An 18,541-nucleotide genomic window follows, 5' to 3' on the forward strand; every position below is an offset into this window, starting at 1 on the left:
GGCGGGATGAGTGAGACAGGTGAGACATCACAGCGACGCGTTAGCGACGGTGATGGCTCCACCGCTCACCCCGCGGAACGCGTCCACCTGTAATGGAAATCAGTAGTATATTTTATTCTTTCAATTCCCATGACCTGTTGTTCACACACATATACTTTCTGCATAAAAAAAGAACCCTTAAAAAAAGGGTCCGTCTCTGTTTAATTATCGATCACTAAATAACTTGCCTGCAGTTCCATAATGATTCTTCGGCATTTCTTCGATGAATACAGTAACATTCTCGATTGGTGCATTAACTGTTTCGGAAACAGCAGCAGTTACCTTCTCCACTAATGCTCTTTTTTGCTCGTCGGTACGTCCTTCAAGCATTTTTACTGTGACATATGGCATTTCATTTCCTCCTTTAGTGAACTTTTCTGTATACTAGTATCATAACAGAATGGAGGGAACTGTCGAATGACGAACGAAGAAAAACCAAAACAAAAGGTAGGCTTCACGATTATTAAAAATGATCCGACTGACGGACATAAGGGATTCGGTATAGGTTCTCTATCATTAGAGAATGTATCTCCAGTCATTATTGATATAGAAGAAGACCTTGCTAGGGTAGAAGTTGGAGCAATGCATGCAAGAAGTGATACAGAGCGAGGCATTAAGTTTACAACGAACCGAGAAGACTCCCTGGGAGGGAAATCGTATTGGCTTGTTTGGGTGACGATCGATTATAATCCACAAGGACCATATTATGCTGGGGTCAGTGCTTGTGAAATGGTTATTAACCGAGAAAAACGTCGCGGCTATAAGAATTTAGCTGATCACGTTAATCGCATGGACAAATCAATGAAACGTCATATTTTAGTCGATTTTATGGATGACCGCTCAAAAAATATTTTACGTGAATTTTTACAGTCTCATAACAGAGAAATGTGGGATAGAAGTGAAGAAAAACTACATCAAGACCTATCTGTCGAAGCCTAGTATACAAATAGTCCGTTAGGTAGTTGAATTAAAGACGAAAAGACAGTACAATTTAGATAAAGCTTACTTCCAAGTAATGCTAGGACACTTAGTGGACGCAAGTAGGTAAAATGTATGCGTGAATTGACCACCCATTCCAATGACCGCATTCTTTTACAGAAAGTTAAGCTAAGAAAAAGCTTACTACTACCTAATTATAGGTGGCAGTAAGCTTTTTATTATGCTTATAAAACGAACAACGCATTAGTGGAAGGAATTCATACGATTATAACGATAACGAAATACGACCAATTTCTGATTTTTTTCCATTGGTTTTCATCATTATTCAATCAATTCTCCAAGTTCTACTCAAACAAATTAAATGGGAAAATGGACCACGGTTCAGATTCTTCCACACTCTCCTCGAATGTTTGCTGCTTCAATTTAGGGTCGGTGCAAAGCTTAGTTGGAACATCTTTTTGTTTCATGTAAACTAGTCGCTGTTTTTCACAAGCAGATGTAGCGATTCCACCTGTTTCTATATCGACAATGACGCCCTGTACACCGTCCGGGGCTATGAAAGGCTCAACGGGAAGTCCTTGGTGAACAGCTTCCATAAATTCAATCCAAACTTGTTTCGTTACTTGTCTTGCCTCCGCATCACTTACTTGTTTACCTTGATCATAGCCATTCCATACACCTGCTGTTAATTGAGGTGAGAAGCCTATCAAATATTGGTCTGTATTTGTAGTTCCAGACTTTGCTGCATATGGTCTGGTTTGTTTTGCTCGAATACTTATCCCTGTAGCAGGTGAATAGTCGTTGAAAACGGGGTCGAACATTCCTGTTAGTAAATGGGATAGTATAAACGAGTCCTGTTCGCTTAAAACTTTTTTCCCTTTTTCCTCATTGTTCTCTATATCATAAATGACGTTCCCGCTTTTATCAGTTATTTTTGTTATATACTTAGGTTTTTTCTGAATTCCACCAGCAGATATAGTGTTATAAACTTTTGTCATTTCTAATAGCGAAACTTCTGTTGTACCGAGAGCAGTAGAGGGAGCATCCTTTACCTTCATATCTAGATTAAATCTTTCTGTTAACCGTTGAAAAGGTTTATATCCAATTTGTTCTAACGTTTTAACGGCATAAATATTATCGGAAATAGCGAGGGCCTGTGCCAATGAAATAGGATGACCAGCGAACTCCCCGTTCACATTTTTAGGTTCATATTCTTGGCGGCCATTATCGTATGTGAAAATAGTACGCTCACTTTTCATATAAGTGAGCGGAGAGAATCCGTTTTCTAAGGCTGCTGCAAATAATAACGCTTTGATGGTAGAACCTGGCTGCCTTTTTGCTTGTGTAACTCGGTTGAAGGGACTATCCGTGAAATTTCTTCCACCGAGCATTGCAGTTACATAACCAGTATCTGGTTCCATACTTACAAATCCTATTTGTAGTTCTCCTTTTGGCATCCATTTTTCAACTATTTCTTCCGCTACTTGTTGATGTTTTTTGTTTAAAGTGGTTTCAATTGTCCATCCACCTTCTTCAATACGGCGACCATTTTCCAAAGTGATTTCTGTTGCTTCTTTCCACACTTCTTCTAAAAAGTAAGGGGCCGTTTTTTGCTTTATTAGAGAGTCCTCTGCTTTTAATACATAATTTTCATTGAATGCTCGTTCCTTTTGGTCAGCAGTTATCTTTTGTTGGTTTTCCATCAATGTTAGGATTAGTTGCTGACGAGTAACTGCTTTTTCTTCATTTACTAACGGTGAATAATAGGTAGGGCCTTTCGGTATTCCAACTAATAGGGCGGATTCTGCTAGAGTCAAAGATTTAGCGCTTTTCGCAAAATAGAATCTACTCGCTGCCTCGACGCCATACATACCATGACCAAAGTACACTGTATTCAAATAACCTTCTAACAGTTCGTCCTTATCGTAGAAAAGCTCTAATCGGTAGGCATATAGTGCTTCATTTATCTTTCGAGTCCAAGACTTTTCATGGGTAAGAAACAAATTACGAGCATATTGCTGCGTAATTGTACTGGCTCCTTCTACTTTTTTTCCAGCTTTTATATCCTTTAAAATGGCTCCAGCAATCCGTGAATAATCAAATCCATGATGCTCATAAAACTCCTGGTCTTCTACCGCCACAGTGGCTTGAGGTAAAAAAGGAGACATTTCCTCCAATGAAATCCAATATCTCCTTTGGTCCTCAAAGCGATCGCCGATAACATTTCCTTGACTGTCTAAAAATACAGAAGAAATTGGGACTTGAATTATGGGAGCACCAACGATTTGAGCATATATTCGGAGCGTGATGAATGCGCTCAAAAGTGCACAGCCAGCAGCAACACATAAAAGGAATAGCCTTTTCCATCGTTTGCTTCGTATGACTTTTTTTCTATGTTGAATACGCCCCATTAAATCAACTCCGTTCTAAATGATGTTTTCATTAGTATGAGAACAATAGATTCAAATTAAACGGGCAAACAAAAAAGTATTGCACTTTTGTCAAAAAGCACTATACTTTCAATGTATTTATTTTTTTTATAAATACCAAAAACTATTGTAGAAACGGAGATAGATAAATGGCTGGATTTTGGTTTACAGAGAAGCAAACCGAGAATTTTGGCATCACAATGAAGGTGAATCGCACTCTTCATACCGAGCAAACAGATTTTCAATTGTTAGAAATGGCAGAAACAGAAGAATGGGGAAATATGCTCTTCTTAGATGGCATGGTAATGACCTCTCAAAAAGATGAGTTTGTATACCATGAAATGGTTGCGCATGTTCCTTTATTCACACATCCTAACCCTGAAAATGTGTTAGTAGTTGGTGGTGGAGACGGTGGAGTAATTCGTGAAATTATGAAGCATCCAAAAGTGAAGAAAGCTACACTTGTTGATATAGATGGAAAAGTAATTGAGTATTCAAAAATATATTTACCAGAAATCGCATGTGAATTAGAAAATCCTCGCGTAGACGTGCAAGTAGGCGATGGTTTCATGCATATTGCAGAATCTGAAAATGAATATGATGTGATTATGGTAGATTCTACAGAACCAGTAGGACCAGCAGTAAACCTATTTACAAAAGGTTTCTATGCTGGAATTTCTAGAGCTTTAAAAGAAGATGGTCTATTCGTTGCACAATCGGACAACCCATGGTTTAAGGCAGATTTAATCCGCCAAGTTCAAAAAGACGTAAAGGAAATCTTCCCAATAACTAATATGTATTTGGCAAACATTCCTACATATCCAAGCGGACTTTGGTGCTTTACAATTGGATCTAAAAAGTATGATCCACTCCAAGTTCCGGACGAGCAATTCTTTGATATTGAAACAAAGTATTACACAAAAGAGCTTCATAAAGCGGCATTTGTACTACCAAAATTTGTGAAAGATCTTGCAGGAGAGTAAGGCTATGCGATTTAGTGAAGAATACTCAGGAAATGTTTTTATAAAAAGCAAACAAAATTATGATGAAGCACAAGCAGTCATTTATGGAATGCCAATGGACTGGACTGTAAGCTATCGTCCTGGATCACGCTTTGGTCCTGGTCGTATCCGTGAAGCTTCAATAGGTTTAGAGGAGTATAGCCCGTATCTTGACCGCGAGCTAGATGATGTGAACTATTTTGATGCAGGGGATATTCCTTTACCATTTGGTAATGCAGAGAAAAGCTTAGAGTTAATTGCAGGCTTTATCCGCCAATTACTGATAAATGGGAAGATTCCAGTAGGCATGGGTGGAGAACATCTAGTGTCCTGGCCTGTCATGAGGACAGTGGCAGATAACTATGATAATCTAGCCATTATCCATATGGATGCACATACAGATTTACGCGAGGAGTATGAAGGAGAACCGCTTTCTCATTCGACACCTATTCGTAAAATTGCTGAATATATCGGCCCTAAAAACGTCTATTCATTTGGAATTCGTTCAGGCATGAAAGAAGAGTTTGACTGGGCAAAAGAAAATGGTATGCAAATTCACAAGTTCGAAGTTTTAGAGCCTTTGAAAAAAGTGCTACCAACACTTGAAGGGCGTCCAGTCTATGTCACAATTGACATCGACGTTCTTGACCCAGCGCACGCACCTGGAACTGGAACTGTAGATTGTGGCGGAATCACAAGTCGTGAGCTTTTAGCTTCTATCCACGCAATTGCAAACTCCGGCGTAAATGTGGTAGGTTTCGATTTAGTAGAAGTAGCACCAAATTACGATCCATCAGAGCAAACAGTAAACACTGCTAGTAAATTACTACGTGAAATGATATTGGGTTGGGTTAAGTAGACCGGAGTATCTGGTGTTACTGCGACGAGCTTGCGCAGGAGCAAACAGTAAACACTGCTTCGAAGCTTCTAAGAGAAATGATATTAGGCTGGGTAAAATAGAACGCAGAAAAAGTGATGTCCTAACTAAGGGCATCACTTTTTTATCAAACCAATATATTTTGATTGATATGAACTACTTTATTTCTTCCAGAAGTTTTAGCAAGGTAAAGGGCTTCATCAGCAAGTTTGTATAATTCATGTGTGGTTACAGCATCTTGTGGGAAAGTACTAATACCGCCTGAAGTAGTTATATCTAACTGTTCTCCAGTTGAGATTTGAAATAATTTCTTTTCTATTGATTGTCGAACTAGATCAGCAACTTCCAACGCTTTTTCATCTGTAGTATTTGGGAGCAGTATGGAAAACTCTTCTCCTCCATTTCGAGAAACAATGCCCCCAAAAGGTTTACTAATATCTTTCATTCGGAGTGCTAATTCTTTCAATACTTCATCTCCAACGGGGTGCCCATATGTATCGTTGACCTTTTTGAAATAGTCTATGTCTAGTAATAGGAGTGAAAAAATTTCATTTTTTGCTATAAGATTTTGAGTATGTTCTTGGAATTTACGGTTATTATATAGACCCGTAAGATAGTCTGTTACAGATATCTCTTCAATATGCTTTATTTTTTCAAATAGAGAGCTTAGCTGTTTAAGGGTAATGAAAATAATGGAAAAAGACACGATTGAAAATATGATAAAACTGATAATAGCTAACGACGTTTCAAATTTCCAACTGCCTAAGAAACCTAAAACAATAGAAGTTTGTATGATGGAATAACCAAAAAAGTAAGGGACGTTTTGAAAGGTCATTGTTTTCTTCCAACTGCAAACTCCAATAACCAATCCCACTATAATAGTGCTACTTCCTGCTATTAGAGCACTTGTAGAATATCCGTACATAAACAAACGGAACACTCCGATAATAATGCCGCTTATAATAGGTGCGAATGGTCCTCCTAAGACACCGGATAATGCAATAACAGCCATTCTTCCGTCCATAATAACGACATCAGTAATGTTTATAGCAGTTAACATTAACAAACAACCAGTAAGTCCACTTAACAATCCAAGTATAAAAGGGGTGTATTTAGAAGATGGAATATAAACATTTAATTTGTTTTGAAATGGTATGTAGGTAAGAATTGCAAAAGTAAAAAGAATACAAAAGTTAATAATAAAGTCAATTAGCAATAGAGTCACCTTCTTAATAATCTGAATCTATTATAGCCTTTTAGACTAAATATGGTATACATTTTTATGCAATTGGTTGTCATAAACGTTAAATTTAAGCTATAATATGAAGGTTATAGTAAAATGCAACGTTAGTGTGAATAAGCTTCCTATCGCTAGTTATTGCCAACTGAGAAGCTGACATAAATAAAATATCTACAAAGGATGTTAAGCATGTCTACACCAGTACAAAAGACAGTAAAAGTACAATTAGTTTCTACAATTCGTCATCCAAATGTCCAAGAAGAAACAATCAATATAAAAACAAAAGGCATTTTAACACTAAAAGGCGAACAAAATTATTTAGTTTATGAAGAATCTCAAAATGAAAAGACTATTCGAACGACTGTGAAACTAAGTGGGCAGAATGCCTTGATATTACGAAGTGGTGGAGTCAAAATGCGTTTGCCTCTTGAACGTGGAGAGTTCCAAACTGGGAGCTATGAAACTCAATATGGGACAATGATTATTACAACAAATACGAAACACTTACACTTTGAGGTTGGACGCTTTCAAGTGGAATATGAGCTAATTATAAATGAAGAAGTGGCCGGTACATATACATTAGAACTAACTTATACGGAGGCGGAATAAATGAACGCAGTAGAAAAGCTACAACAAACCATTAAAGATGCATTGCAACAGGCAATAGTGAAAGCAGAACTTGTAACGGAAGAGCAAATTCCAACTATCCAACTTGAAACTCCAAGAGACAAAGCAAATGGGGACTATGCAACAAATATTGCGATGCAATTAACAAAACTTGCGAAAAAGAATCCTCGTCAAGTGGCGGAGGCAATCATAGAAAACCTAGAGTTATCTGGAACAATGATGGAAAAAGTGGATATTGCAGGTCCAGGATTTATGAATATTACTGTTCGTAAAGATTACTTACAAGATGTAGTGAAGGCTGCTTTAACAGAAAAAGAAAACTACGGCCGCTCAACTTCAGGTGCTGGAGAGAAAATTCAAGTAGAATTTGTTTCTGCAAATCCAACTGGTGATTTACATTTAGGACATGCACGTGGGGCATCTGTAGGTGATTCTTTAAGTAACGTTCTTGATTTTGCTGGATTTGATGTTGCTCGTGAATATTATATTAATGACGCAGGAAACCAAATTCATAACTTAGCGATCTCCATTGAAGCTCGTTACTTCCAAGCTCAAGGATTAGACAAAGAAATGCCTGAAGGTGGCTATCACGGGCAAGATATTATCGATATTGCTGCAGCTCTTGTTGCAGAACATGGCGATAAATTTGTCTCCATGTCAGATGAAGAACGCTACAAAGCATTCCGTGCACATGGGCTAAAAGTAGAGCTTGCAAAACTACAAAAAGACTTAGCTGATTTCCGTGTTGGTTTTGATAACTGGTTCTCGGAAACTTCTTTATATGAGAACGGCAAAATTGAAGTGGCTTTAGATAAGTTACGTGCGAATGGTCATATTTTTGAAGAAGAAGGAGCTACATGGTTCCGTTCGACGACATTTGGAGATGATAAGGATCGCGTGCTTATTAAAGGTGATGGTTCTTTCACTTATTTATTACCAGATATTGCGTACCATGAAGATAAGTTAGTTCGTGGATTCGATCAACTGATTAATATTTGGGGAGCAGACCACCATGGCTACATTCCACGTATGAAAGCAGCCATTGAAGCACTTGGATATGAGCGTGAAAAACTAGAAGTATCGATTATTCAAATGGTCCAATTATATAAAGACGGCGAAAAAATGAAAATGAGTAAACGTACAGGTAAAGCTGTTACCATGCGTGAACTTGTAGAAGAAGTAGGACTGGATGCAGTACGTTATTTCTTCGGTATGCGTTCAGGTGACTCACATATGGATTTCGATTTAGACTTAGCTGTTTCTCAATCCAATGAAAACCCAGTATTCTACGCGCAATATGCACACGCACGTATTTGTTCGATTTTACGTTCAGCAGAAACGCAAGGAATGAAAGTGTCGACTGATTCACTTGAATTATTGCAAAGTGAAAAAGAATTAGACTTACTTAAAAAAATTGGTGACTTCCCACAGATAGTTGCAGATGCTGCAAAACTTCGTGCTCCTCACCGTATTGCAATCTATATCCAAGAACTAGCAACGACTTTCCATAGCTTCTATAACGCAGACAAAGTATTAAATGCGGATAATCTTCCTCAAACAGAAGCTCGTCTGGCACTAGTAACTGCTGCGCGAGAAACAATTGCAAATGCCTTACGTTTACTAGGTGTATCTGCTCCGGAACAAATGTAAATAGCAAACCCTCGACTTCGGTCGAGGGTTTTTGTAATTCTGCTTCGAATAAAGAGAGTAAATTTGGAGAAAATATCCTCATAGCCTCCAACAGCAAATAAACAGGGCACGTCGGCAAGTAGTATTTCCAACTTAAGCGCCAGTAAAAGTCGGCTGAGAGTGAGTAAACAACAATCGAACGCAAGTAACCACTTATAAGAGAGAGATGAGCATCTATACGAGAGTAATCGAAGCCTACACGAGAGTGTATCTGTCCTATACGAGATTGACCCATCTATATGAGAGAGCTAATGATCTATACGAGAGAGATTTCAATCTATACGAGAGCAACATCGTCATGTAAGAGAGAGTCTCCCACTATCCACCAGTAAAAAGGTCAGACAACGCTTTCCTCAAAACGAAGTCGACAGGTATACAAAATAAGGTATAATGAAGGCAAAGCAATATGAATAATTTAATGCATAGAGGTGCTCTCGCAATGGATTGCTGGAGTTAAAAGGGAAGCTGGTTAAAGTCCAGCACGGTCCCGCCACTGTAAGTGATAGAACATATCACGAGTCAGAAAACCTGCCTATATGCTTTGCACCCGTTACCTACGAGGATAGGTTTGGTGTAAATCTGGCTCGTTGTGACTTCGCGCAGGTTTATACCTATCTATCTCTCATCATAGGATGGGAGATTTTTTATTGTCTAAATTAGGAGGAATGTAAAATGAAAAAACGATGGTTAATCGCTGTAATGGCGGTACTTTTATTAGTTGGATGCGCACAGGAAGAAACGAAAAAGGTAGAAAGTACTGAGACGGAGCAGTCGGCCAGTGAAAATATAGAATTCCCAATGACATTGACGGATGCCGTTGGAGAAGAAGTTACGTTAGAGGCAGCTCCGGAGAAAATCATCTCCATGATTCCTAGTAATACAGAGATCTTATTTGCACTTGGGTTGAATGAGGAAATTATAGGGGTAAACGATTTTGAAAGCTATCCAGAAGAGGCATTAGAGAAAGAAAAAATCGGTGGCATGGAGTTCAATGTGGAAAAAATCCTTTCGTTAGATCCGGACATTGTGTTTGCGCATGAATCGATTGTAGGAATGGCGGAAGCTGGACTGCAACAACTACGTGATTCGAATATTTTGGTGTATGTGGTGAGTGACGCTAAGGATTTTGCTGAAACATATACAACTATTGAAGAAATGGGTCGAGCTACTGGGAAACTTAAAGAAGCCCAAAAAATTGTAGAAGACATGAAAGTAAAAGTAGAAGATATCCAACAAAAAGTACAAAAAGTAGAATCGAAGAAAACTGTATTTGTTGAGACTTCGGATGTTCCAGAAATTTATACAACAGGGAATGGAACGTTCATGCAAGAGATATTAAATATGTTGAATGCTACAAATATTATGGAGGATCAAGAAGGTTGGGTAAAAATTGATCCCGAAGAAATTGTAAGTCGTAACCCAGATGTAATGCTTATCACATACGATTACGTAGAAGGTATTGTAGAACAAGTGAAACAACGTGATGGATTTGATACAGTTACTGCTATTCAAAATGATGCAGTGATACAAGTAAATGAAGACACGACGAGCAGACAAGGTCCACGTTTAGTGGAAGGATTAGAAGAAGTTGCGAAAGCAATCTATCCGGAGGCTTTTAGTGAGTAAATCAATGATCGGTTACATCATGTCCATTTTTGTGCTTTTGTTAGCAATTTGGCTTGGTGTATCGGTCGGTTCTGTGAAGGTGCCGATCCAAACGTTATGGGATACGGGGGCCGATGCGATAGCGACCAATATCGTTTGGAAGATTCGTATGCCGCGAGTGGTACTAGCTGGTTTAGTAGGTGCATCTTTGGCGATTGCTGGTGCTGCATTTCAAAGTTTGCTTAAAAACCCGCTTGCTGACCCCTATACATTAGGAGTGTCGTCCGGTGCCTCGGTCGGTGCTGTGGCTACGCTCTTTTTCGGGATTTCCATACCGTTTTTAGGGATATTTACATTACCTGTCTTTAGTATGGTTGGTGCGTTAGTGACAATGCTATTAGTTATTTCATTCGCCAAGCTAGTAGATCGTGGGATGAAAATGGAGACGATTATTTTAACAGGAATTATTTTTAGTTCCTTTTTGGGATCTGTAATTTCGTTAATGATTGCTTTAACTGGTGAAGAGTTGCGTCAAATTATTGGGTGGTTGCTCGGTAGTGTGTCGATGCGAGGCTGGAGCTTTGTGCAGATGGCCTTACCTTTTGTTATTATCGGAACGTTTTTATTGTGGATAAACAGAAGAGAGCTTAATGCCATGCTGTTTGGGGAAGAACGTGCCAAGCACTTAGGAGTAGATGTGAAAAAGCGCAAAATGATGATACTTATTGGTGGGTCTATGCTAACTGGTACGGCCGTTTCTGTGTCAGGGACGATTGGCTTTGTAGGACTAGTTGTGCCACATATGACTAGGCTTTTATTTGGCTCGGATAATCGCCATGTATTACCATTGAGCTTTATAAACGGGGCTTCGCTTTTAATCATCTGTGATCTGGTATCTCGTACGATTATTTCACCGACTGAGTTACCAATTGGTGTTATTACAGCATTTATCGGAGCACCTGTGTTTGCATTTATATTCTTTAAACAACGTAAAAAAGGAGGCGTTTAACACCATGCTAGAGATAAAAAATGTTTCAGGTGGTTACGACGAAAAGCTAGTTGTCCAAAACGTCTCCTTTCAAGTGAAAAAGGGAGAAATGCTAGGCATATTAGGACCGAACGGAAGTGGTAAATCTACCTTACTAAAATTGATAAGTGGCATTTTACCAATGAAATCAGGAGAAGTCCTTATTGAAGATAAAACACTTCAATCCTTTGCTTCTAAAGAGCTCGCAAAAAAAATGGCAGTACTTCCACAATTACATAGTCAGGCTTTTTCTCATACGGTTCGGGATACTGTTTCACTCGGACGTTACCCCCACCAAAGCGGCTGGTTTTCTAGTTGGTCTAACGAGGATGAAGCGGCGGTTCAAGCTGCGATGAAGCTAACGGCCATCCAAAGATATGAGCATCAGCTGTTGGAACTGCTGTCAGGAGGGGAACAACAACGAGTATTTGTAGCTCAGGCCCTTGCACAGCAAGCACCTATACTCCTGCTGGATGAACCTACCAATCATCTAGATATTGCCCATCAAAAACAGTTACTCGATACTATAAAAACACAAACGATAGAAAATGAAATTACGGTTATTAGTATTTTTCATGATATAAATCTTGCCTCTTTATACTGTGATCGCCTCTTACTGATGGATCAGGGGCAGATAAAAGTAATCGGGGAACCACAGGAAGTAGTAAAGAAAAGTCTAGTGGAAGCAGTTTATGAAGCACGAGTAAGTACTACTTCACATCCAGAGCGTCCAAAACCTCAAGTGACCATTTTGCCAGACGTAATGGAACGTTATAAGGAGCGGATTATCAACGCTGAAAACTTCAAAGTAACGGAAGATTATGTCCTTTTTCAAGCAGAAATACAATTGAAGACATGGTCTTCTGCGGTCATTAATGCAGGAAGTGGCTGGTATAAAAACTTCGTCAATAGAAGAGTAGATGCTAGTTATGCTTGTGATAATGTACAAGAAGAAATGCTCGTCTACTTGGCGAATAACGGATTTTCTGAAGCTGATACAGTAGGAATGATGACTGCGGTAAGGACAACGGATGCCGTCATCAAAGAGTATAAGACACCTTTTGGTAATATTATCATTATGGTGACTGCGGGAGTAGGGAATGCCGTGGACGTTTCTAGAGCATATGAAGTAGAGATGCTTCCAGCAATAGGAACGATTAATACATGGGTAATTGTAAATGGGGAACTTTCGGACGAAGCTTTTATACAATCTGTTATTACAGCCACCGAAGCGAAAACAAAAGCTCTCGCATTTGAGCAAGTGAAGGATCCGCGAACGGGAACGATTGCCACTGGAACATCAACGGATAGTGTGTTAATAGCAGCAACACAAAAAGGGACGCATATTCCTTATGCAGGACCAATTACTGAAATAGGTAAGAAAATTGGACTTGGTGTGTATGAATGCACTGTGGAAGCTATTCAAGTTTACAAAAAAGCAAAAGGTTGGGAATCATAATGGGTCCGCATATTATAGCTATAGCAATTGGTTTGATACTAGACCGAATAATTGGAGATCCACCAAGTTGGCCACATCCCGTAAAGTTCATTGGAAAGCTCATCACGAAACTGACAGGCTGGTTGAATAAAGGAAGAGCTCGCAAAGCAAAAGGAGTTTTACTCGTTATTATAGTCGTTGGCATTACCTTCTTCGCCACTTTAGCTATTCTAATAGGTGCCTATTCCGTTCATATATGGGTCGGAATTGCAGTGGAAAGTATTCTAATCGCATCAGGGCTTGCCCAGAAGAGTTTAAAGGTAGCCGCAATGGATGTGTATAAACCACTGGTAGCAAAAGATTTACCGTCAGCAAGACAAAAACTTTCCTGGATTGTTGGTCGAGATACAGAGAAGTTAAACGAACAAGAAATTACACGGGGCGTCGTGGAAACAGTTTCGGAAAATATTAGTGACGGTATAACCGCACCGCTTTTTTACGCCTTCGTATTTGCCGGTGCTCCAGGACTTTGGTTATATAAAGCGATCAATACGCTCGATTCAATGGTCGGTTATAAAAATGAAAAGTACTCCGAATTCGGATATGCTGCTGCAAAGTTAGATGATATTGCAAATTATATACCGAGTCGATTGACGGGCTATATCATTATGTTGTGGGGCAAAAAAGAAAGTAAGTTGCCTTTTGGTAAACGGATGAAAGGCTGGTGGCAGGATGCGAAAAAGCATCCAAGTCCAAATAGTGGCTATCTAGAAGCTGCAACTGCTTATCAGTTGGGTATTCAACTGGGGGGCATTAATACATACAAGGGAACTGTTTCTAATCGTGCACTTATGGGGATTGGTGAAGTTCCATTATCGCCAAACCATATATTAAGCAGCCTCTCTCATTTGAATTCGGCTGTCATTCTATTTTGGCTATGGATGATGGTGATCGGAGGGATATTATTTGGCATTACCTAATCACGGAGCAAATGCTCATCACGTTTATGAACAACTAGGAATGAGCATGCCTGAAACGGTTTTCGATTATAGTGAAAATGTGAACCCACTAGGACCGCCAACTTTTGTACATGAAAAATGGTCAACGTATGCAAAGCTAATTACTAAATATCCAGATCCACTGGGAGAACCGTTTTTATCAGCTGCTGCAAAATTTCACGGTGTACCAGTAGAAAATGTAATAGTTGGAAATGGAGCAGCAGAAATATTCGCAAGCCTTGCAAAAAGATATGAAAATAAACGCGTTGTATTGGTTCATCCAACTTTTTCTGAATATGAAGCAACTCTTACTCCTTACAATGTGTACATCAAGGAAATAATTGCAACTGGGAAACTTCCTTTGGATGAAGTGCTCGATGAAGTAGAGTTTGCGGAAGCAATTTACATTTGTAGACCAAATAATCCGACCGGGTATTTAATTCCATTAGAAGAAATTATTCAAATAGCAAATTATGCGAAGACGTATAAGTGTGAAGTTATTTTAGATGAAGCATTTCTCGATTTTATAGATGAAAAAGAATCATTTATCCCTTATTTAAAAGATTTTCCAAATGTTATTGTTGTACGCTCAATGACGAAAATGTACGCTATTCCGGGAATTCGTCTTGGGTACGCGCTGGCTAGTAAAACCATCGTTAGCGATATCCGTTCGAGAATATCACATTGGAATAGTAATGCGATTGCCACGACAGTCGGAGCTGACTGTTTGCTAGAAGAAGACTACCGAATAACAGCAATTGCATTTGCAAAAGAAATGCGAGAGCAAATGACAGCGTTTCTAGAGAGATGGAATTGTATCGTGCTACCATCTCAAACAAATTTTATTTGTTTTCAATTGCCAGATCCTGCTCTTTCAAAGGAGTTTTTCGAAAGTTTGTTACATAAAGGTTGTGTACTTCGCCATACAGAAAACTTCAAAGGACTTAACGGCAAATGGTTTCGTGTGGGGATGAAAGAGGAGCCTCAAATGAAGTTCTTGCAAAAGGAGATGAGCGCATGGTTCGAGGAAAACTTATCTTCATAACGGGAGGTGTGCGCAGTGGCAAAAGTAGTTTTGCTGAACATTATTTAATGGATAGGTTAGCAAAACGAAATGTGTACATCGCTTCTGGCGTTGCGGTAGATAATGAAATGGGCGAACGCATAAAAAGGCACCAAGACGATCGTGAAAACTACCTAGTCGAATGGATAACGATTGAGCAACCAAGCCATTTTGAGCAGGTCCTTCCTCACATCCAAAAGGGAGACGGTATCTTATGGGATTGTGTCACTACTTGGTTAGCGAACGAACTCTATGATGGACAAATGGAATCAGTAGAAGAGCAATTGTATGAAACAATTGACCAGTTATTAGAAAAAGCTAAACTAGTCGTCATTGTTTCAAATGAAGTGCTCGACGAACCTTTATCAAATTATGAAGATACAGCGCTTTATCAATCTTGGATTGGAAGAATTCATCAAAAGCTTGTAGCGATGGCAGATCATGCCTTTGAGATGGAGTATGGCTTAAGCCACCAGTGGAAGTGAGGGATATAGGTGAAGGGTTTAATGATACAAGGTACTGCTTCCAGCGTTGGGAAAAGTTTGATATGTACAGCTATTTGTCGACTTCTTGCAAATGAAGGAAAGCAAGTGGCCCCTTTTAAATCGCAAAACATGTCAGGCTTAAGTATTCATACAGAGGATGGTTTGGAAATAAGTGTTTCGCAATCCTTGCAAGCAAGGGCAGCGAAAATCCCTTATTCAGCTGAGATGAATCCGATATTATTGAAACCAATAGGGAATATGGAGTCAGACATAATTATTCTAGGAAAAAAGTTGGACACAATGAGTGGCATGCACTACCGGGAGCAATTTTTTGAAAAAGGACAAGAACTTATAAAAAATTGTTTAAGCCTGCTGTCTGCCTCTTATGAGTATTTGATATTAGAAGGTGCGGGGAGTCCCGTTGAAGTAAATTTGCGTGAACGTGAGTTGGTGAATATGCGAGTAGCTGACATGGCAGATATTCCAGTTATATTAGTGGCTAATATTGAGTTTGGCGGGGTTTTTGCATCCCTAGTTGGGACACTTGAACTACTGCCAGAATCACAAAGAGCACGTGTAAAAGGGATTATTATAAATAAGTTCCAGGGAGATATTTCTTTATTTCAGGACGGAATCGATTTCATCGAAACATATACAGGAATAGATGTGTTAGGAGTCATCCCTTATTTTGAAAATGAATTTGAGGAAGAAGACGGAGAAGAAAAAAATGGACAAATGGCATCAAATGAACAAATAAATGAATGGGCCAGCCATTTTAAAAAGCATGTAAAGTGGGGAAAAATTTTAACTATTTTATCTAACAATGCGGTGAAGAAATGAAGAGCATTTTGTTAGCACTTCAATTTTTTACGGTGCTGCCAGTAAATAAAAATTTACCGATGGACAAACGATCGATTACAGGAATGTATAATATCTTCCCTTGGATCGGGGGAGGCATAGGTGCCATTTCTTGTTTAGTGCTCTATTTCGATTGGAGTTCACTAATGACTGGATTTTGTATTGTCCTTCTCGGAGTTGTCCTTTCTGGTGGTCTCCATATGGATGGTTTTATAGATACTTCGGATGCGTTTTTTTCCTATAAAGATCGATTGAAGCGATTCGAAATATTGGAAGATCCTCGAGTTGGAGCTTTTGGTGTGATGGCAGTAGTTTTTTTAGTCTTCGGTAAGGTAATTATAGTATCCGAAGTGTTATCGACAGATTCCTTTCATTGGGTTTTTGTATGGCTAATTCCTTTTTTCTCACGAGCTATGCTTATACTGCTATTTTCATTGACGAATACTGCTAAGGCAAGTGGTCTTGCTTATTACTTCAAGGGAAAAATAAATGCAAATATCGTCCTAATCGCAGCCATATGTAATTTTGCTATTGGTCTAGCTGTGTTAGGATGGATGACAAATTGGATGGTCGCCGTCACGTTTGCGGTTGTGTTATTTGCTTTTATTTGTTTATTCCGTAATTGGATATTGAAAAATTTCGGTGGAGTGACTGGTGATTTACTTGGTGCAAGTGTGGAGATTTCGGAGGTGATGCTATGGATAACGCTATTGTTGTTACTCTCATAAGGCATTTGCCTACGCAAGCAAATCGAGACAAAAAGTATATTGGCTGGACCGATGAACCCATTCTTGCAGGATTGAAGACCCAAAAAATTGCGTGTGAAACCAATGAAATAATCGGTAGCGATTTAATTCGCTGCAAACAAACAGCCGCTCAACTATTTAGCGGAGTTCCTTATACTGACGATGCAAATTTTCGTGAATGCTCATTTGGTGACTGGGAAAACAAAACATATAATGATTTAAAAGAGGAAGCTTCCTACAGAAAATGGTTGGATAATCCGTTGCAGTTAGCACCTCCAAACGGGGAGTCAATGCAAACAATGGAAAATCGCGTGTTACAAGCTTTCTTAGAAGCATTTGAAAAGTTAGAGGAACCAGTAATCATTACGCATGGTGGACCCATTCGGTTTTTATTGACCAAGTTTGCAAGTGTAGAAAAGAACTTTTGGGATTGGGAAGTACCTCATGGCAGTATGTTTACAATGTATTGGGCCGATAAAAAAGCTGTATTGGAGGGGACACGATGCACGTCATTTTCGGTGGAGCATTTAATGGAAAACGAGCGTATGTAGAGCAGATGGTGCAAGGACGCAATGTCCAGTGGTTAAATGTTGAAGTAGATGCATATGTTTTATTGCCAAATGTAGAAGTGATTGTTGTTTCTGGTGTCGAGCATTTGTTACAGACCGAAAGTAATGAGTTATTACAGAGAATGGAAAAGTGGCGTACACAAGCAGAAGTGGTCGTTATTGCAACGGAAATAGGTCGAGGAATTGTACCGATGGATGCCAATATGCGCAAGCTGCGGGATGATGTCGGCCGATTTTATCAACAGCTGTTTACAAAGGCATCGCGTGTAACGCGAATATGGTACGGTATATCACAAACAATAAAGGGAGATGGGCAAATTGAAAATTTACACTAAAACAGGTGACAAAGGACAAACAGGTTTAATCGGGGGAAGAACGGACAAAGACGATATCCGCGTAGAAGCTTACGGAACAATTGATGAAGTGAATTCATTTATCGGAAAAGCAGTAACAGAGCTAGATTCATCGAAATTTGGGGATATTCTAGAGGATCTAGAAACAATCCAGCATGAGCTCTTTGACTGTGGTGGAGACCTTGCAAATGTTTCCAATCGTCGCGTTTATAAAATGACAGACGAAGCAATTGATGCAATGGAAAAAAGAATTGATGTACTAGTTGAAGAAGGGCCAGTTTTAGAGAGATTCATCCTACCTGGAGGAACTCCAGCTGCGGCAACGCTTCATATTGCTCGTACCATTACTAGACGTGCAGAACGTTTGACTGTTACGTTAACGAAGTCACAAGAGGATGTGCCGACTGTGGTACAGCGCTATTTAAACCGTTTATCAGATTATTTATTTGCGGCAGCACGTGTAGCGAATGTGAGAGAAAACGTTGCGGATGTTGAATATGTTCGCAGTGCAAAAGTTTTTAAAAATGTAGGAAGCGAGAAGGTAGAAGGGAAGTAAGG

General features: G+C 39.2%; 19 protein-coding genes and 1 riboswitch. Of the genes, 16 read left to right on the top strand and 3 right to left on the bottom strand.

Annotated elements, in window-relative coordinates; all coding sequences use genetic code 11:
- Nucleotides 1-204 precede the first annotated feature (204 nt).
- The gene (locus MKX39_RS02905) at nt 205-390 is read right to left on the bottom strand and encodes a 2-hydroxymuconate tautomerase (protein ID WP_093535837.1); all 186 of its coding nucleotides are present in this window, start codon (nt 388-390) and stop codon (nt 205-207) included.
- A gap of 66 nt (nt 391-456) precedes the next feature.
- Between MKX39_RS02905 and MKX39_RS02910 the strand changes: the two genes are divergently transcribed.
- Nucleotides 457-978 carry a YwhD family protein gene (locus MKX39_RS02910; protein WP_340761441.1) on the top strand — a complete coding sequence of 174 codons (522 nt, stop codon included), beginning with the start codon at nt 457-459 and terminating at the stop codon, nt 976-978.
- A 344-nt stretch (nt 979-1,322) separates the two neighbouring features.
- Here the strand turns inward: MKX39_RS02910 and MKX39_RS02915 are convergent, their stop codons facing one another.
- Nucleotides 1,323-3,389, bottom strand: a complete 2,067-nt coding sequence (locus tag MKX39_RS02915) for a transglycosylase domain-containing protein (protein WP_340768210.1) — start codon at nt 3,387-3,389, stop codon at nt 1,323-1,325.
- A gap of 167 nt (nt 3,390-3,556) precedes the next feature.
- Between MKX39_RS02915 and speE the strand changes: the two genes are divergently transcribed.
- Together speE and speB are read left to right on the top strand one after the other, a co-directional pair.
- Nucleotides 3,557-4,390, top strand: coding sequence for a spermidine synthase (gene speE, locus MKX39_RS02920; protein WP_340768211.1), 834 nt, complete (start codon nt 3,557-3,559; stop codon nt 4,388-4,390).
- 4 nt (nt 4,391-4,394) lie between these two features.
- A complete protein-coding gene (speB, locus tag MKX39_RS02925; RefSeq protein WP_340761443.1) occupies nt 4,395-5,267 on the top strand; it encodes an agmatinase in 873 nt (290 codons plus the stop codon).
- 145 nt (nt 5,268-5,412) lie between these two features.
- On the opposite strand, the gene MKX39_RS02930 is transcribed toward speB, so the two are convergent.
- Nucleotides 5,413-6,501 (bottom strand): diguanylate cyclase, encoded by a 1,089-nt coding sequence (locus tag MKX39_RS02930; RefSeq protein WP_340768212.1) that lies wholly within the window; start codon nt 6,499-6,501, stop codon nt 5,413-5,415.
- 213 nt (nt 6,502-6,714) lie between these two features.
- On the opposite strand from MKX39_RS02930, the gene MKX39_RS02935 reads away from it, so the two are divergent.
- The 13 genes from MKX39_RS02935 to MKX39_RS02995 all read left to right on the top strand — a co-directional run bounded on the left by MKX39_RS02935 (nt 6,715) and on the right by MKX39_RS02995 (nt 18,539).
- Nucleotides 6,715-7,134, top strand: a complete 420-nt coding sequence (locus MKX39_RS02935; RefSeq protein ID WP_175496207.1) for a DUF1934 domain-containing protein — start codon at nt 6,715-6,717, stop codon at nt 7,132-7,134.
- Nucleotides 7,135-8,802 carry an arginine--tRNA ligase gene (gene argS / locus MKX39_RS02940; protein WP_093535823.1) on the top strand — a complete coding sequence of 556 codons (1,668 nt, stop codon included), beginning with the start codon at nt 7,135-7,137 and terminating at the stop codon, nt 8,800-8,802.
- A 448-nt stretch (nt 8,803-9,250) separates the two neighbouring features.
- Nucleotides 9,251-9,391, top strand: a riboswitch (cobalamin riboswitch).
- Nucleotides 9,392-9,513: 122 nt separating this feature from the next.
- On the top strand, nt 9,514-10,467 hold the full coding sequence (locus MKX39_RS02945; protein WP_340768213.1) for an ABC transporter substrate-binding protein: 954 nt from the start codon (nt 9,514-9,516) through the stop codon (nt 10,465-10,467).
- 4 nt (nt 10,468-10,471) lie between these two features.
- Entirely contained in the window at nt 10,472-11,455 is a 984-nt protein-coding gene (locus tag MKX39_RS02950) for a FecCD family ABC transporter permease (protein ID WP_419958817.1), read from the top strand.
- Nucleotides 11,456-11,459: 4 nt separating this feature from the next.
- On the top strand, nt 11,460-12,932 hold the full coding sequence (locus MKX39_RS02955) for an adenosylcobinamide amidohydrolase (RefSeq protein WP_340761449.1): 1,473 nt from the start codon (nt 11,460-11,462) through the stop codon (nt 12,930-12,932).
- Nucleotides 12,932-13,891, top strand: a complete 960-nt coding sequence (gene cbiB, locus MKX39_RS02960) for an adenosylcobinamide-phosphate synthase CbiB (RefSeq protein WP_340768215.1) — start codon at nt 12,932-12,934, stop codon at nt 13,889-13,891. The genes MKX39_RS02955 and cbiB overlap by 1 nt, the downstream gene beginning before the upstream one ends.
- Nucleotides 13,878-14,954, top strand: coding sequence for a pyridoxal phosphate-dependent aminotransferase (locus tag MKX39_RS02965; protein WP_340768216.1), 1,077 nt, complete (start codon nt 13,878-13,880; stop codon nt 14,952-14,954). Before cbiB ends, MKX39_RS02965 begins: the two co-directional genes overlap by 14 nt.
- Entirely contained in the window at nt 14,927-15,457 is a 531-nt protein-coding gene (locus MKX39_RS02970; protein ID WP_340768217.1) for a bifunctional adenosylcobinamide kinase/adenosylcobinamide-phosphate guanylyltransferase, read from the top strand. The genes MKX39_RS02965 and MKX39_RS02970 overlap by 28 nt, the downstream gene beginning before the upstream one ends.
- Before the next feature lie 9 nt (nt 15,458-15,466).
- Nucleotides 15,467-16,297 (top strand): cobyric acid synthase, encoded by an 831-nt coding sequence (locus MKX39_RS02975; protein ID WP_340768219.1) that lies wholly within the window; start codon nt 15,467-15,469, stop codon nt 16,295-16,297.
- Nucleotides 16,294-17,043 (top strand): adenosylcobinamide-GDP ribazoletransferase, encoded by a 750-nt coding sequence (cobS, locus tag MKX39_RS02980; protein ID WP_340768220.1) that lies wholly within the window; start codon nt 16,294-16,296, stop codon nt 17,041-17,043. The genes MKX39_RS02975 and cobS overlap by 4 nt, the downstream gene beginning before the upstream one ends.
- Nucleotides 17,013-17,612: a histidine phosphatase family protein gene (locus tag MKX39_RS02985; RefSeq protein WP_340768221.1), complete on the top strand. Its 600-nt coding sequence runs from the start codon at nt 17,013-17,015 to the stop codon at nt 17,610-17,612. The genes cobS and MKX39_RS02985 overlap by 31 nt, the downstream gene beginning before the upstream one ends.
- Entirely contained in the window at nt 17,564-17,965 is a 402-nt protein-coding gene (locus MKX39_RS02990; RefSeq protein ID WP_340768222.1) for a bifunctional adenosylcobinamide kinase/adenosylcobinamide-phosphate guanylyltransferase, read from the top strand. The genes MKX39_RS02985 and MKX39_RS02990 overlap by 49 nt, the downstream gene beginning before the upstream one ends.
- Nucleotides 17,949-18,539, top strand: coding sequence for a cob(I)yrinic acid a,c-diamide adenosyltransferase (locus tag MKX39_RS02995; RefSeq protein WP_340768223.1), 591 nt, complete (start codon nt 17,949-17,951; stop codon nt 18,537-18,539). Before MKX39_RS02990 ends, MKX39_RS02995 begins: the two co-directional genes overlap by 17 nt.
- Nucleotides 18,540-18,541 lie beyond the last annotated feature (2 nt).

The sequence above is a fragment of the Psychrobacillus sp. FSL K6-1464 genome, from assembly GCF_038003145.1.
GTDB classification, from domain to species: domain Bacteria; phylum Bacillota; class Bacilli; order Bacillales_A; family Planococcaceae; genus Psychrobacillus; species Psychrobacillus psychrotolerans.

Bases quoted from the DNA above. Each gene is read 5' to 3' on its own strand.
- MKX39_RS02935 (WP_175496207.1), top strand. From the start codon at position 6,715: ATGTCTACACCAGTACAAAAGACAGTAAAAGTACAATTAGTTTCTACA.
- MKX39_RS02905 (WP_093535837.1), bottom strand. From the start codon at position 390: ATGCCATATGTCACAGTAAAAATGCTTGAAGGACGTACCGACGAGCAA.
- MKX39_RS02970 (WP_340768217.1), top strand. From the start codon at position 14,927: ATGGTTCGAGGAAAACTTATCTTCATAACGGGAGGTGTGCGCAGTGGC.
- MKX39_RS02950 (WP_419958817.1), top strand. From the start codon at position 10,472: ATGATCGGTTACATCATGTCCATTTTTGTGCTTTTGTTAGCAATTTGG.
- cbiB (WP_340768215.1), top strand. From the start codon at position 12,932: ATGGGTCCGCATATTATAGCTATAGCAATTGGTTTGATACTAGACCGA.
- MKX39_RS02910 (WP_340761441.1), top strand. From the start codon at position 457: ATGACGAACGAAGAAAAACCAAAACAAAAGGTAGGCTTCACGATTATT.
- MKX39_RS02945 (WP_340768213.1), top strand. From the start codon at position 9,514: ATGAAAAAACGATGGTTAATCGCTGTAATGGCGGTACTTTTATTAGTT.
- cobS (WP_340768220.1), top strand. From the start codon at position 16,294: ATGAAGAGCATTTTGTTAGCACTTCAATTTTTTACGGTGCTGCCAGTA.
- MKX39_RS02985 (WP_340768221.1), top strand. From the start codon at position 17,013: ATGGATAACGCTATTGTTGTTACTCTCATAAGGCATTTGCCTACGCAA.
- speB (WP_340761443.1), top strand. From the start codon at position 4,395: ATGCGATTTAGTGAAGAATACTCAGGAAATGTTTTTATAAAAAGCAAA.
- MKX39_RS02990 (WP_340768222.1), top strand. From the start codon at position 17,564: ATGCACGTCATTTTCGGTGGAGCATTTAATGGAAAACGAGCGTATGTA.
- speE (WP_340768211.1), top strand. From the start codon at position 3,557: ATGGCTGGATTTTGGTTTACAGAGAAGCAAACCGAGAATTTTGGCATC.
- argS (WP_093535823.1), top strand. From the start codon at position 7,135: ATGAACGCAGTAGAAAAGCTACAACAAACCATTAAAGATGCATTGCAA.
- MKX39_RS02915 (WP_340768210.1), bottom strand. From the start codon at position 3,389: ATGGGGCGTATTCAACATAGAAAAAAAGTCATACGAAGCAAACGATGG.
- MKX39_RS02955 (WP_340761449.1), top strand. From the start codon at position 11,460: ATGCTAGAGATAAAAAATGTTTCAGGTGGTTACGACGAAAAGCTAGTT.